The sequence below is a fragment of the Rhodococcus jostii RHA1 genome (genome assembly GCF_000014565.1).
Classification (GTDB): domain Bacteria; phylum Actinomycetota; class Actinomycetes; order Mycobacteriales; family Mycobacteriaceae; genus Rhodococcus_F; species Rhodococcus_F jostii_A.
The window spans coordinates 5,571,795-5,586,161 of the sequence record NC_008268.1; the positions used below are offsets into that span (position 1 = coordinate 5,571,795).

Genomic DNA, 14,367 nt, shown 5'->3' on the forward strand with positions numbered 1-14,367 from the left:
TCGAGTCACAGATAACCATTGACCTGCGTCACACCCGGGTTTACGTTTTACCTATAAACGGCAACGAGATGGAATCGCGCTCGACGAAGGGATCAGCGATGTCTCAGCGTTCACACACGATCGATCGGGAGGAAGTCGCCGGGCGGCTCCTCGCAGGCTCCGTCAAGCGTTCGTACGCCCCCGTGGTCGATATCGACTGGGACGCGCCCCTCGAGGACGGCAAGTACTTCCTGCCGCCGCAGGTCCTGTCCCTGTGGGGAACCGAGATGTGGGACCGGATGAGCGAGGCACAGCGCATCGAGTTGTCCCGGCAGGAATCGGCGAACATCCTCAGCGTCGGAATCTGGTTCGAGAACATCCTCAACCAGGCGCTCCTGCGCGCGCTGCTGCACAACGATCCGAGCTCGCTGCACACCCGGTACATGCTCACCGAGATGGGCGACGAGTGCAGGCACATGACGATGTTCGGGCGCGCCATCGAGCGGATGGGCGCCAAGCCCTTCCAGCTCCGGTGGTATCAGGCAGTCGTGGTCAACGTGCTGCCCAAGACATTTCGCGGAACCATGCTCTGGGTGGCCGCGCTGATCGGCGAGGAGATCTTCGACGCCACGCAGCGGCGCGTCCTCGAGGACCCGCAATTGCAGCCGATGATTTCCCGGCTGATGCGGATCCACGTCACCGAGGAGTCCCGGCACATCCGATTCGCGCGCGAGGGGGTGCGTCGCCGCGTCGCGGAAGGCCACCGGATCGACCGGCTGTGGGTCGCAACGGTGCAGGGGATCGGCGGCCCGCTGTTCCAGCGGCTGTTCACCAACCCGGCCATGTACGAGCGGGCCGGGCTGGATCCGAAGGAGGCACGTCGACAGGCGTTGACAAATCCTCACTTTCGCGAGAATCAACGACGCGGGTTCGAGTCGCTGGCCGCGTTTCTCGAGGAGAACGGCCTGATGCGACCGACGTCCCGCGCGCTGTGGCGGCGCGGGGGATTCCTGTGACAACCGGGACCACCGAACCGGACGTCCTCGTCGTCGGCACCGGATTCGCCGGACTGTGCATGGCGATCAAGCTGAAGGAGGCGGGCGAGGAGAACGTCGTCGTTCTCGAGAAGGCCGACCGGGTGGGCGGAACGTGGCGGGAGAACACGTATCCCGGATGTGGTTGCGACGTGATGTCGCTGATGTATTCGTTCTCCTTCGCGCCCAACCGGAAATGGACCCGGATGTACGCGCGGCAGCCCGAGATTCTCGACTACATCGAACGGGTGGTCCGCGACTACGATCTGGCTCCACACATCCGGTTCGGCGCCGAGGTGATCTCCTACGAGTTCGACGAGACCACCGACCGGTGGCGGGTGGAGACCCGGTCGGGTTCGGTCTATCACCCCCGCATCGTGGTCGCCGGTCCGGGACCGCTGCACAAACCCAGCGTTCCGGATCTTCCCGGCCGGAAGTCGTTCTCGGGTGTGGCATTCCATTCCGCCGAGTGGGATCACTCGGTCGATTTGACCGGTAAGCGGGTGGCGGTCGTCGGCACGGGAGCGAGTGCCGTGCAGTTCGTTCCGGAGGTCGCGAAGACGGCCGCGCACGTCGACGTCTTCCAGCGGACGCCGCACTGGATACTGCCGAAGCTGGACCGTCCGATCACCGCCGGTGAGAAGGCGGTGTTCAAGGCTGTTCCCGGAGTCCAGAAGGCTTACCGCGGTGCGATCTACTGGAGCCACGAATCGCTGATCGCCGGTTTCCTGCACCCACGACTGATGACGGTGCTGGAGTCGGCCGCCCGGGGTCTGCTGCGCAGGCAGGTGCGTGATCCCGAATTGCGTGCCACGCTGACCCCCGACTACATCATCGGCTGCAAGCGGATTCTGGTGTCCAGCAATTTCTACCCGGCCCTGCAACGCGGCAACGTCGATCTGGTCACGTCGGGCATCTCGGAGGTCACCGAACGCGGGATCCGGACTGACGACGGAACGATGCACGAGGCGGACGTCATCGTCTACGGCACGGGATTCGCGGCCGGCGACCGATTCGAGAACGAGCACATCGTGGGCCGCCGCGGCCTGACGATCCAGCGGGCCTGGCGCGACGGCATGGAGGCGTACCTCGGTGTCGCGGTCGCGGGGTTCCCGAACTTCTTCCTCATGATGGGTCCGAATTCCGGTGGCGGCAACCAGTCGATCGTCTTCGTCATCGAGGCCCAGGCGCACTACATCACCCGATGCCTGGCGCTGATGAAGAAGCGCGACGCGACCCGGATCGAGGTGCGCGCGGGCGCGCAGCGCGAATTCAACCGGGTGGTCCACCGCAAACTCGCGGGCTCGGTGTGGAATTCGGGTGGTTGCGACAGCTGGTACCTCGATTCCACCGGCCACAATCGGGCGGCGTGGCCCGGGTCGAGCGCATCCTACTGGCGGCGCATGCGCACCCCGGACGACCGGCACTTCGAGCTGAGTTCGCTCGCCGAGCGCGAGGACGACACGGAGTACCGCGGGCCCGGCGTGCTCACGTCCGGCGACCTGACCGTGGCCGTCGAGGTCTTCCTGAACGGCCACATCGAACCGCTGGACGGCCTCTACCACTGGTACGGCCGCGTCGTCGGCGACGGCGTCGACGCGGCGAAAGGGCGCAACCGCACCCCGTTGTTCCTCACCATCGGGGACGGTCCGGAAGTGCCCGCGGCGCTCGCCGAGCGCGACCCGTGGGGCCACTTCCGGATCGCCGGGGTGGGCACGCCCCCGTTCCCGCTGGCGCCGGTCGAAGTCGAGGTTCCGATCTCCCGGGCCAAACTCGCCTCGGCGGAATAAGCTTGTTGCTGAGCGTGTATCACACGTCGGACTCGAGCGGGAAGGGTGCTGATGCGCGACGTGCTGGCGGACCTGATGGCGGTGTGGACCGCGGGCGGAACGGCGGGTGTCGGGACGGTGGTCCGCACGTTCCGCTCCGCGCCGCGACCGCCGGGGGCGTCGATGGTCGTGGCGCCCGACGGCAGCGCGTCCGGTTCGGTGTCCGGCGGGTGCGTCGAGGGGGCGGTCTACGAACTCGCATCCGAGGTCACGGCATCCGGCACGCCAGTGCTGCAGCGGTACGGGATCAGCGACGAGAACGCGTTCGAGGTGGGTCTCACCTGCGGTGGAATCATCGACATCTTCGTCGAGCCCGTGTCGCGGGACAATTTTCCGGAGCTCGGCGAGATCACCCGGGACATCGACAATCACCTGCCGGTCGCGGTCGCGACCGTCGTGGCGCATCCCGATGCGGCTCGGGTGGGGCGCCGGCTGGTCGTCCGGCCCGAGAGCGTGAGCGGTTCGCTCGGCTCGGACCGGGCCGATTCCGCGGTCACCGACGACGCCCGGGGCCTCCTCGCGGCGGGCGGCAGCACCGTCCTGACGTACGGCACCGACGGCCAGCGTCGCGGCGAGGGCATGGAGGTGTTCGTCGCCAGTTACGCGCCGAGGCCGCGCATGCTCGTGTTCGGGGCCATCGACTTCGCCGCCGCGGTGGCCCGGCAGGGCGCCTTCATGGGATATCGGGTGACGGTCTGCGACGCCCGTCCGGTGTTCGCGACCCACGCGCGGTTCCCGACGGCCGACGAGGTGGTGGTGGACTGGCCGCACCGGTATCTCGCTGCGCAGGCCGAGTCCCAGGCCATCGACGGCCGGACTGTGATTTGCGTACTCACCCACGACCCCAAGTTCGACGTCCCTCTCCTCGAGACGGCGCTGCGCCTCCCGGACGTCGCGTTCATCGGCGCCATGGGCTCACGCAGAACGGACCTGGACCGGCGTGAACGCCTACGTGAGGCCGGTCTGACCGACACCGAACTCGACCGGCTGTCGAGCCCTATCGGCCTGGACATCGGCGCCCGGACACCCGAGGAGACTGCGGTGTCCATCGCCGCCGAGATCATCGCCCGTCGGTGGGGTGGCACGGGGCGCCCGCTGGCGGAGTCGAGCGGCCGGATTCACCACGAGGAACCCGTCGATTCCTTCGTCGACTAGGGCGGTTCACCCGGGGTTGACGGACCACCGGTTCTTGCGCAGGCTGAAAGGATCCACGTTTGTGAGGTAGGTCACAATGCAAGTACCAGGATCCTTCGAATACGAGCGTGCAACGGGCGTCGAGGACGCCATCGCCCTGCTCGACCGGCTGGGCGACGAAGCCCGCCTCGTCGCAGGCGGCCACAGCCTGCTCCCCATGATGAAACTTCGCCTCGCCAATCCCGAGTACCTCATCGACATCAACGATCTCGAGGGCGAACTCGGCTACATCACGACCGAGCGGTCGAGGCTGCGGATCGGTGCGATGACACGGCACCGCCGGCTGCTCGAATCGGACGAGCTCGCGGTGGCGTTCCCCCTCTTCCGCGACGCGGAGAAGGTGATCGCCGACCCGGTGGTCCGCAACCGCGGGACCATCGGCGGATCGCTGTGCCAGGCGGATCCGGCCGAGGACCTCACCACTGTCTGCTCTGTTCTCGACGCCACCTGCGTGGTGCGCGGGCCCGGTGGACGCCGCGAGATCCCCATGTCCGAGTTCCTCGTCGGGCCGTACGAGACGGCGCTCGCACACAACGAGATGCTCATCGAGATAGTGATACCCGTCCACGGCCACAGCTCCAGCGCGTACGCCAAGGTCGAACGGCGGACCGGGGATTGGGCGGTCACCGCGGCCGGAGCGGCCGTCACGGTGGAGGGCGGCGAGATCGCCCGGGCCGCGGTCGGCCTCACGGCAGTCAACCCGGATCCGTCCGGACTTTCGGACGTCGCCGACTACCTGACCGGGCGTCCCCCGTCCGAGGAGGCGTTCGCCCAGGCCGGGCGGATGGCCGCGCAGGCCTGCGAACCTGTCGCCGACGCCCGCGGCACCGTCGACTACAAACGCCATCTCGCATCCGAACTCACGATCCGCACACTCCGTACAGCGGTCGACCGGGTGCTCCGTAGCGACGTGGAGCACGAGCCGACCGGAAAAGAGGCATAGCCATGCAGGTGAACATGACCGTCAACGGTGAAGCAGTGAGCGCCGAGGTGGAACCGCGCATGCTGCTGGTCCATTTCCTCCGCGACCAGCTCGGCCTGACCGGGACCCACTGGGGCTGCGACACCAGCAACTGCGGCACGTGCGTCGTCACCGTCGACGGCGATCCGGTGAAGTCGTGCACGATGCTCGCCGCGATGGCGGGCGGGCACGACGTCCGCACGGTCGAGGGCCTCGAACACGACGGCGAACTCGATCCCGTCCAGCAGGGCTTCATGCAGTGCCACGGACTGCAGTGCGGGTTCTGCACCCCCGGCATGATGATGACGGCGCGGGCACTGCTCGACCGGGAGGAGAGCCCCGACGAGGCCACCATCCGGGAGGCGATCTCCGGGCAGATCTGCCGCTGCACCGGGTACACCACGATCGTGCGCTCGATCCAGTGGGCGGCCGACCATCGGGCGGGCGAGGCCGCCGAGCCGGAACCGGCAGGCGACTTCGACGCGGACGTGCAGGAGGACAAGACGCGGGGCGCCGAGGGCGCACCGATGACAGTCGAGGAACACGCGACGACTGGAAGTGCATCATGACCACCGTCGAATCCCGCCCTCCGTCTGGCGGCGCGGATATCGTCGACAACGACAAGAAGCCCTGCGGCCACGGTCGCATGCTGCGCAAGGAGGATCCCCGCTTCATCCGGGGGCTCGGAAATTACGTCGACGACATCACCCTCCCCGGCATGCTGCACCTGGCGATCCTGCGGTCGCCGGTCGCGCACGCGCGGATCGTGAACATCGATACCACTGCGGCACAGGAACACCCGAAGGTGACGGCAGTGGTGACGGGCGCCGACCTCGCCGCGAAGAACCTCGCCTGGATGCCGACGCTGTCCAACGACGTGCAGGCCGTGCTGGCCACCGACAAGGTGCGTTTCCAGGGCCAGGAGGTGGCGTTCGTCATCGCGGAGGACCGTTATTCGGCCCGGGACGCGCTGGAACTGATCGACGTCGAATACGACATGCTCGATCCCGTGGTCGACGCGCGCGCCGCGCTCTCGCCCGATGCGCCGGTGATCCGCGACGACCTCGAGGGCAAGACGGACAATCACTGCTTCGACTGGGAGACAGGCGATGCCGCCGCGACCGAGGCCGTGTTCGCGAAGGCGGACGTGGTGGTGAAGCAGGAGATCGTCTACCCCAGGGTGCATCCGGCGCCGATGGAGACGTGCGGTGCGATCGCCGACGTCGACAAGGTGTCCGGCAAGCTCACCCTGTACACCACGTCCCAGGCACCGCACGCGCACCGGACGGTCTACGCCCTGGTCTCGGGGATCCCGGAGCACAAGATCCGGGTGGTGTCCCCGGACATCGGCGGGGGATTCGGCAACAAGGTCCCGATCTACCCGGGATACGTGTGTGCCATCGTGGCGTCGCTCGTGACGGGCAAACCGGTGAAATGGATGGAGGATCGCAGCGAGAACCTGATGAGCACGGGCTTCGCCCGCGACTACATCATGGTCGGCGAGATCGCGGCCACCGCAGAGGGCAAGATGCTCGCGATCCGCACGAAGGTGCTGGCCGACCACGGTGCGTTCAACGGCACTGCGGCCCCGGTGAAGTATCCGGCCGGTTTCTTCGGCGTCTTCACCGGCAGCTACGACATCGAGGCCGCGCACTGCGCGATGACGGCGGTCTACACGAACAAGGCGCCCGGCGGGGTGGCGTACGCCTGCTCGTTCCGCATCACCGAGGCCGTGTATCTGGTCGAGCGGCTCGTCGACTGCCTGGCGTTCGACCTGAAGATGGATCCGGCGGAACTGCGGCTGAAGAATCTGCTGAGGCCGGAACAGTTCCCGTACACCAGCAAGACCGGGTGGGTGTACGACTCGGGCGACTACGAGACCACCATGCGCAAGGCCATGGACATGATCGGCTACCAGCAGTTGCGCGAGGAGCAGAAGGAACGCCGCGAACGCGGCGAGCTGATGGGAATCGGCATGTCGTTCTTCACCGAAGCCGTCGGTGCCGGACCCCGGAAGGACATGGACATCCTGGGCCTCGGCATGGCCGACGGCTGCGAACTGCGCGTCCACCCGACGGGCAAGGCCGTCGTGCGGTTGTCGGTGCAGACCCAGGGGCAGGGTCACGAGACGACGTTCGCGCAGATCGTGGCGGAGGAACTGGGGATCCCACCGGACGACATCGACGTCGTGCACGGCGACACCGACAACACGCCGTTCGGGCTCGGCACGTACGGCAGCCGGTCGACACCGGTGTCGGGGGCGGCTGCGGCGCTCGTGGCCCGCAAGGTCCGGGACAAAGCGAAGATCATCGCCTCGGGCATGCTCGAGGCCTCGGTCGCGGATCTGGAATGGGAAAAGGGCGAATTCCATGTGAAGGGCGATCCCTCGGCGAAGGTGACCATCCAGGACATCGCGATGCGGGCGCACGGCGCCGGCGATCTGCCGGAGGGAATCGAGGGCGGACTCGACGCGCAGATCTGTTACAACCCCGAGAATCTGACGTACCCCTACGGCGCGTACTTCTGCGTCGTCGACGTCGATCCCGGCACCGCGGTGGTGAAGGTGCGGCGGTTCCTCGCCGTCGACGACTGCGGCACGCGCATCAATCCGATGATCATCGAGGGGCAGGTCCACGGCGGCATCGTCGACGGCATCGGTATGGCGCTCATGGAGATCATCGAGTTCGACGAGGACGGCAACTGCCTCGGCGGATCACTGATGGACTACCTGATCCCCACCGCACTCGAGGTCCCGAAGCTCGAGACCGGTTTCACCGTGACCCCGTCGCCGCATCACCCGATCGGCGCGAAGGGCGTCGGCGAGTCCGCGACGGTCGGATCGCCCCCGGCCGTGGTGAACGCGGTCGTGGATGCGCTCGCCCCGTTCGGTATCCGGCACGCCGACATGCCGCTCACCCCGTCCCGGGTGTGGGAGGCCATGCAGGGCCGCGCGACACCCCCGATCTGAATGTCGCCCGTCGGCTGCGAGGAGGCTTGATGGATCTGAAAGAGCGTGCGGCGCAACTGACGCGCGACCGCAGGCCGTTCGTCCGTGCGACCGTGGTGCGGGCGCAGCCGCCCACGTCCAGTCACACCGGCGACGAGGCGATCCTCCTGCAGGACGGGACGATCGAGGGGTTCGTCGGCGGTCAGTGTGCGCAGAATTCGGTACGCATGGCCGCCCTGGGTGCGCTGGCAACCAACGAGAGCGTGCTGTTGCGGGTCCTTCCCGACGGGGCCGTGCAGTTCCCCGAGGCTCCGGGCGCGTCCGTCGTGGTGAATCCGTGCCTGTCCGGCGGTGCCATGGAGATCTTCCTGGAGCCGCAGTTGCCACCGCCGTTGGTGCGGATCTTCGGCACCACACCGATCGCGCAGGCGTTGGGGGGCATAGCGGAACTGCTGGGATTCACCGTCGAGCACGACGACGCCGGAATCGGGCAGTTCTCCGGCACGACGGCGGTGGTGCTCGCCGGCCACGGCGGACCCGAAGCGGAGGTCATCCGTGCGGCGCTCGACGCCGGGGTCGGATATGTCGGGCTCGTCGCCAGCCGAACACGCGGTGGGGCCATCCTCGACACCCTGGGGCTGACCGAGCCCGAGCGGGCGCGCGTGCACACCCCGGTCGGTCTCGACATCGGCGCGCGGACGGCGGCGGAGATCGCGGTGTCGATCGCGGCCGAGTTGGTGCAGGAACTGCGGACCGCGGGACTTCGCGCGCCCGAGGATGATTCGACTCCGTCGGTGGTGGTGACGGAGGTGATCGATCCCGTGTGCGGGATGCGCGTCGTCGTCGGGCCGGACACTGCCCACCTACGGCGCGGCGGCGACGACTTCTGGTTCTGCGGGCCGGGTTGCCGGGCATCGTTCGCGCAGGAGACGGGAGCGGTATGACGGCGGCATTCGAGGACGTGGCGGACGTGGTCCGGCGCTTCGACGCCGAGGACTACCTCCTGGACTTCGGAACCGCGTCGGCCCTGTATCTCGCGGCTGCTCTGCGCCGGCCGCTCCTGCTCGAAGGCGAACCCGGAGTCGGCAAGACCACCGCGGCGAAGGCTCTCGCGACCGTCCTCGGCGCCCCGCTGATCCGGTTGCAGTGCTACGAAGGCCTCACCGCGAACGAAGCCCTCTACGACTGGAACTACCAGCGGCAGTTGCTCACCATCCGGCTGGCCGAATCGCGGGGCGACGGCCTCACCGAGGACGACCTGTTCACCGAGGAGTTCCTGCTGGAACGTCCGATCCTCCATTGCGTGAGATATCGGGGACCGACCCCGCCCGTACTGCTGATCGACGAAATAGACCGAGCCGACGACGAGTTCGAGGCACTCCTCCTCGAATTCCTGGGGGAGGCATCGGTCACCGTTCCGGAACTGGGAACGTTCACGGCCGAACAGCACCCCGTCGTCGTGCTGACGTCCAACCGGAGTCGCGATCTCCACGACGCGCTCCGCAGACGATGCCTCTACCACTGGATCGACTATCCGGAGCCGGCACGGGCGGCCGCCATCGTGCGCCGCACGGTGCCCGCGGCGGCGTCGCCCCTCATCGAGCACGCCACCTGCTTCGTCGGCAGGGCGCGCGAACTCGATCTCGACAAGCCGCCCGGAATCGCCGAGACGATCGACTGGGTGTCCGCACTCGCGGCGCTGGGAGTGGCCGATCTGGTGCGCGACGACGCGATCCAGAGCCTGAGTGCCCTCGCGAAGACCCCGGACGACCGCACAATAGTTCAGGACGCATTCGCCGACTACGCGCACGGCCTGGCCACCGGATGAGAGGCAACTGCCATGAAGATCGCCAACGAGTTCACCGTCAGCGCCCCGATCGAGCAGGCGTGGGAGGTGCTCAGCGACCTCGAGGAGGTTGCTCCCCTGCTCCCCGGAGCTCAGATGACAGGGCGGGAGGGCGACGATTACCTGGGGAAGGTGAAGGTCAAGGTCGGCCCGGTGACCAGTGAGTTCAAAGGCAAGGCCGCCTTCGTCGAGCGTGACCCGAAGGAGCACCGCGCCGTGATCGATGCCCGCGGGAGGGACTCGCGCGGGTCCGGCAACGCGTCCGCGACGATCACCGCCCAGTTGCACGAGGTCGGCGACCGCACCCGCGTCACCGTGGATACCGACATGAAGATCGTCGGCAAACTCGCGCAGTTCGGCAGCGGGATGATCCAGCAGGTGTCGGAGAAACTCATGGGGCAGTTCGCTGAATCGCTGGAAGCGAAGCTCGCCGGGGGACCCGCTGAACAGCCCGCGGCGGCGCCGGAGTCCACCGGCACCACGACGCTGTCCGTGGCCCGGCCTGCCGCCGAACCGGCGCCGCTGGACCTGCTGGCGTTGTCCGGCGCGGGTGCGTGGAAACGGTATGCCCCGATCCTCGCTGCCATCCTCGCCGGGATCGTGGTCGTCCTCGTGGTGGGCCGCCGCAGGCGATGACCGCGTCGGGCGTCCTGCGGGGCGTCGATCTCGCGGCGTTCGCGGTGGCACTCGTCGCCCGGTTGCGTTCCCGTGGCGTCGTCGTCTCCGCGAGCGGCCCCGCGGTGTTCGTGCAGGCACTTCATCTGTCGCCGCCGAGTTCGCGGTCGCGGCTGTACTGGTCGGCGCGTCTGACACTCGTCAACCGCGTCGACGACCTCGCGCCGTTCGACGCCGTCTTCTCCGCGGTCTTCGAGGACGCCCTGCTGTCTGTGGATCCGCATGCGCGGCGAGCCGCTGCGGGACGGGAGACGGCCCTCGCCGGTGTCCGAGACGGCCGCGACCGGCCCGGTGACGCGCAGGACGTCGACGGCGTGCCGTGGATGACACGACCGATGATGACCGGCGGCGACGACAGCGGCGAGGACGACATTCACGACGTGCTCACCGCCGTGCCGGACACCCTGCCCAGCAGGCTCGTGGTTCGCGCGGACGAATCCTTCGCCCGATTCGACGCCGGCGACCTCAGGCTCCTCGGGGCCTGGCTGGAGCAGGCCACCGCCGCGTGGCCGTCCCGCCGCACCCGACGTCGCGAAGTGCATCGCCGCGGCCGGCGTATCGACCTGCGGGCCACCATGAACCGGTCGAGGGCCACGGGCTGGGAGCCGGTGGTCCTCGCGCGGAGCCGTCCGCGGAACCGTCCGCGGCGCATCGTGATGCTGTGCGACGTGAGCCGGTCGATGCAGCCATACGCCGCGATCTATCTCCATCTGATGCGGGCGGCGGTGCAACGACAGACCGCGGGCAGGCCGGAGGTGTTCGCCTTCTCCACGTCGCTGACGAGGCTCACGCCCGTGCTCGCGCACCGCAGCGCCGAGACCGCGGTCCGCAAGGCGAACGACAAGGTGGTCGACAGATTCGGTGGCACCCACATCGCAGGCAGCGTGAGCGAACTGCTCGCGTCCCCGCACGGCAACGCGCTGCGCGGGGCAGTCGTGGTCATCGCGTCCGACGGCTGGGACAGCGACGACCCGACGCGCCTGGCGCATGCCCTCACCCGGGTCCGTCGCCGCGCCCATCGACTGGTGTGGCTCAATCCCCGCGCCGGTGATCCCGACTTCCAGCCGCTCGCCGGATCGATGGCGGCCGCGCTGCCCTTCTGCGATGCCTTCCTCCCCGCGCACTCCGTGTCCGCGCTCCGCGACGTGCTGGACGTGATCAGCCGGATGGGATAGCGGGGGCGCGATTTCCACCCCCAGGGTGCCTGGCCGCCGTCGTGTGTTTCGCCGAAGCTCTATGGACGGTGCACACCGTTCTTCAGCTCACAGGAGGAAACCCACATGTCGACTTCCAGAACTTCCGCCAGGATCGTGGCGGCCATCGGGGCGGTCCTCGCAGCCCTCTCGATCTCACTGGTGGGGACGGCCGAAATCGCCGGCGCCAGACCATGTCAGAACGACTGTCACGCACCGGTTCCCAAGCCGCCGGTCGACGGCTGCCAACTCTGCAATCCCAACCCACCACCGCCTCCGCCGCCACCGCCCCCGCCGCCACGGTAGGGAAGAGTTCGGCATGCGAGACACGCGCCTCGGCCGCACGGTCGGGGCGCGTGTCGCGTCATGGGGACGACCTCGGTCAGTCGTCCGCGATCAGTCCTCCGCGCCACCGGGATCCGACTCGCCTTCGGCCTCGTCGCGGTCGGCCCACTCGAGCAGCGGCTCGAGCGAGAACACGGCGTCGTCGATTCCGGCATGCAGGTCACCGAGTTTCGCGAAGCGGTCGGGGACGGTGGCGATCGTGAACTCGTGCGGGTTCACGTCGTCGATCTCCTCCCACGTCACCGGTGTGGACACGGTCGCGTCGGGCACACCCCGCACCGAGTACGCGCTGGCGATGGTGTGATCGCGGGCGTTCTGGTTGTAGTCGACGAACAGCTTGCGCGGGTCCCGGTCCTTCCGCCACCAGGTGGTGGTGACGTCCTGCGGGGCCCGGCGCTCCACTTCGCGGGCGAAGGCCAGCGCGGCCCGCCGGACGTCGCCGAAACCCCAGTCGGGCCGGATCCGGACGTAGACGTGCATGCCGCTTCCGCCGGACGTCTTCGGCCAGCCCGTCGCACCCAGTTCGTCGAGCACCTCGTGCACCACCCCGGCCACGCGCCGCACCGTGTCGAACCCGCACTCGGGCATCGGATCGAGATCGATCCGCCACTCGTCGGGGCGTTCGACGTCCGCGCGGCGCGAGTTCCACGGATGGAACTCGACCGTGGACATCTGCACCGCCCAGATCACGTCCGCCGGGTGCGTCACGCACAGTTCGTCGGCGTGACGGTTGTACCGCGGAAACGTCACCCGCACCGTCTGGACCCAGTCCGGTGCACCGTGCGGCAACCGCTTCTGGTGCACCTTCTCCCCGCTCAGGCCGTCGGGAAAGCGGTGCATCATGCAGGGGCGTTCGCGCAGGGCGCGGACGATCCCATCGCCGACGCTCAGGTAGTAGTTCGCGAGGTCGAGCTTCGTGGCACCGGTGGCGGGGAAGTAGACGCGTTCCGGGTGCGAGATCCGCACGGTCCGATCGCCGACCTCCAGTTCGACAGCGGGAGCCTTGCTCTTGCCGGTCGCCATGCAGTCAACCTAACCCGCACCCGATCCTTCCCGCGCTGTTTGCAGACGGTTTCGCCGGAATCCCAGGCAATTCGTTCGTTGCCAGGATGGTCGTGAGAATCCGGCCACTGTCCGTGCGTCTGTGGGGCGGGGTCAGAAGCCGGGCGCCCGGCCGCCGTTCCACAGTTGTTCGGTGACGTCGTGGAAGCAGACGAGGGTCACCGGATCGTCCTGACGACGGAGGATGGGCCGGCTGACGAGTGCGCGCACTCGGGATCCGTCCTGATGTGCGAGGTCGACGGGTGTGGTGGCGGACTCGCGGAGGTGTTCGACTGCGTCGGCACCCGCCGGTGCGTCGTCCAGGTTGAGGAATTCGGACACCGGACGTCCGCGCAGTGACGCAACGGGATGACCCAGCATCTCCTCGAAAGCACTGTTCGCGTGGACGACGGTGCCGTCGTTCTCGACCGCCAGGACGGGAACCGGAAGGCGTTCGAGCAGGACGAGGGCGGGTAGCTGCTCGAGGTAGCCCAAAGGAGTTTCCGGGGTCGGGCGACGTCTCTCCTCATACTCTGCCTGTGCGCTCACAGCCCTATACTCTCACCGATTCCGACCGCCCGTCCCGTTGTCGTCGTAGTCGGCGGTTCACGTCCTCCGTGGCCGGGATGTGCACCTGACTACCGGTAGCCGCGGCGACACCCGCCGCACTCGCTACAGCCTGGGATCGTTTCCGAAAATCCGTTGCCCGACCTCACTGCGGTCCGTATTGTCACGTGGCTTTGTCAACCCGTCGAGAGAAGGAGTTCAACTCGTCATGGAACCTGTCACCGAACGCGACATCAGGTCGTCGTTCATCAACTGCTCCAAAGGCGACGCCAAGCGCCTACCGGTCCCTCGTGACCTGGACGACCGGCCCTGGGACGACCTCGACTTCCTCGGCTGGAGTGACCCGTCGTTTCCCGGCCGCTGCTACGTCGTCGTTCCGCGGGACGGTGGTCTCGTCGGCGTCGCGCTGCGCTACGAAACGGGCGGCTATCGCCGCGCGCAAATGTGCACCGTCTGCATGACCACGCACGCCAATGGCGGCGTCTCGCTGATGACGGCACGCAAGTCGGGTGAATCCGGACGCCGGGGCAACTCGATCGGCACCTACATGTGCGCCGATCTCGCCTGCTCGCTCTACGCGCGCCGGAAGAAGTCGCCCGCGCTGGGTAGGCAGTACCGCGAGGATCTCGAGCCCGAGGAGAGGATCGAGCGGGTCCGCGTCAACCTCGACGCCTTCATCTCGAGGGTCTACGGCTGACCGACCCGACCCGACACCCACCCATCGAGCAGCTCGCTAGCTGCTCGTGAGAACGGAGG

General features: G+C 68.0%; 13 protein-coding genes. 11 read left to right on the top strand and 2 right to left on the bottom strand.

Features of this window, described 5'->3' with window-relative positions:
• Nucleotides 1–68: 68 nt before the first annotated feature.
• The 10 genes from RHA1_RS25565 to RHA1_RS25610 all read left to right on the top strand — a co-directional run bounded on the left by RHA1_RS25565 (nt 69) and on the right by RHA1_RS25610 (nt 11,640).
• The gene (locus RHA1_RS25565) at nt 69–995 is read left to right on the top strand and encodes an AurF N-oxygenase family protein (RefSeq protein WP_011597430.1); all 927 of its coding nucleotides are present in this window, start codon (nt 69–71) and stop codon (nt 993–995) included.
• Nucleotides 992–2,803, top strand: coding sequence for a DUF4873 domain-containing protein (locus RHA1_RS25570; RefSeq protein WP_011597431.1), 1,812 nt, complete (start codon nt 992–994; stop codon nt 2,801–2,803). The genes RHA1_RS25565 and RHA1_RS25570 overlap by 4 nt, the downstream gene beginning before the upstream one ends.
• A 51-nt stretch (nt 2,804–2,854) precedes the next feature.
• Complete coding sequence (locus RHA1_RS25575; RefSeq protein ID WP_011597432.1) at nt 2,855–3,997, top strand: XdhC family protein; 1,143 nt, start codon at nt 2,855–2,857, stop codon at nt 3,995–3,997.
• A gap of 76 nt (nt 3,998–4,073) precedes the next feature.
• Nucleotides 4,074–4,979: an FAD binding domain-containing protein gene (locus RHA1_RS25580; RefSeq protein WP_011597433.1), complete on the top strand. Its 906-nt coding sequence runs from the start codon at nt 4,074–4,076 to the stop codon at nt 4,977–4,979.
• Nucleotides 4,980–4,981: 2 nt separating this feature from the next.
• On the top strand, nt 4,982–5,566 hold the full coding sequence (locus RHA1_RS25585) for a (2Fe-2S)-binding protein (RefSeq protein ID WP_011597434.1): 585 nt from the start codon (nt 4,982–4,984) through the stop codon (nt 5,564–5,566).
• On the top strand, nt 5,563–7,965 hold the full coding sequence (locus RHA1_RS25590) for an aerobic carbon-monoxide dehydrogenase large subunit (protein WP_011597435.1): 2,403 nt from the start codon (nt 5,563–5,565) through the stop codon (nt 7,963–7,965). Before RHA1_RS25585 ends, RHA1_RS25590 begins: the two co-directional genes overlap by 4 nt.
• Before the next feature lie 29 nt (nt 7,966–7,994).
• A complete protein-coding gene (locus RHA1_RS25595) occupies nt 7,995–8,888 on the top strand; it encodes an XdhC family protein (protein ID WP_009478266.1) in 894 nt (297 codons plus the stop codon).
• Nucleotides 8,885–9,772, top strand: a complete 888-nt coding sequence (locus tag RHA1_RS25600) for an AAA family ATPase (RefSeq protein ID WP_009478267.1) — start codon at nt 8,885–8,887, stop codon at nt 9,770–9,772. Before RHA1_RS25595 ends, RHA1_RS25600 begins: the two co-directional genes overlap by 4 nt.
• Before the next feature lie 12 nt (nt 9,773–9,784).
• Entirely contained in the window at nt 9,785–10,426 is a 642-nt protein-coding gene (locus tag RHA1_RS25605) for an SRPBCC family protein (protein ID WP_009478268.1), read from the top strand.
• Nucleotides 10,423–11,640: a vWA domain-containing protein gene (locus tag RHA1_RS25610; protein WP_011597436.1), complete on the top strand. Its 1,218-nt coding sequence runs from the start codon at nt 10,423–10,425 to the stop codon at nt 11,638–11,640. Before RHA1_RS25605 ends, RHA1_RS25610 begins: the two co-directional genes overlap by 4 nt.
• A gap of 414 nt (nt 11,641–12,054) precedes the next feature.
• Here RHA1_RS25610 and ligD read toward each other — a convergent pair whose 3' ends face one another.
• Together ligD and RHA1_RS25620 are read right to left on the bottom strand one after the other, a co-directional pair.
• On the bottom strand, nt 12,055–13,026 hold the full coding sequence (gene ligD / locus RHA1_RS25615; protein WP_011597437.1) for a non-homologous end-joining DNA ligase: 972 nt from the start codon (nt 13,024–13,026) through the stop codon (nt 12,055–12,057).
• Nucleotides 13,027–13,158: 132 nt separating this feature from the next.
• Nucleotides 13,159–13,593: a PAS domain-containing protein gene (locus tag RHA1_RS25620; protein WP_011597438.1), complete on the bottom strand. Its 435-nt coding sequence runs from the start codon at nt 13,591–13,593 to the stop codon at nt 13,159–13,161.
• Between the two features lie 226 nt (nt 13,594–13,819).
• On the opposite strand from RHA1_RS25620, the gene RHA1_RS25625 reads away from it, so the two are divergent.
• Nucleotides 13,820–14,308, top strand: coding sequence for an FBP domain-containing protein (locus RHA1_RS25625; protein WP_011597439.1), 489 nt, complete (start codon nt 13,820–13,822; stop codon nt 14,306–14,308).
• The last annotated feature ends 59 nt before the right edge of the window (nt 14,309–14,367 follow it).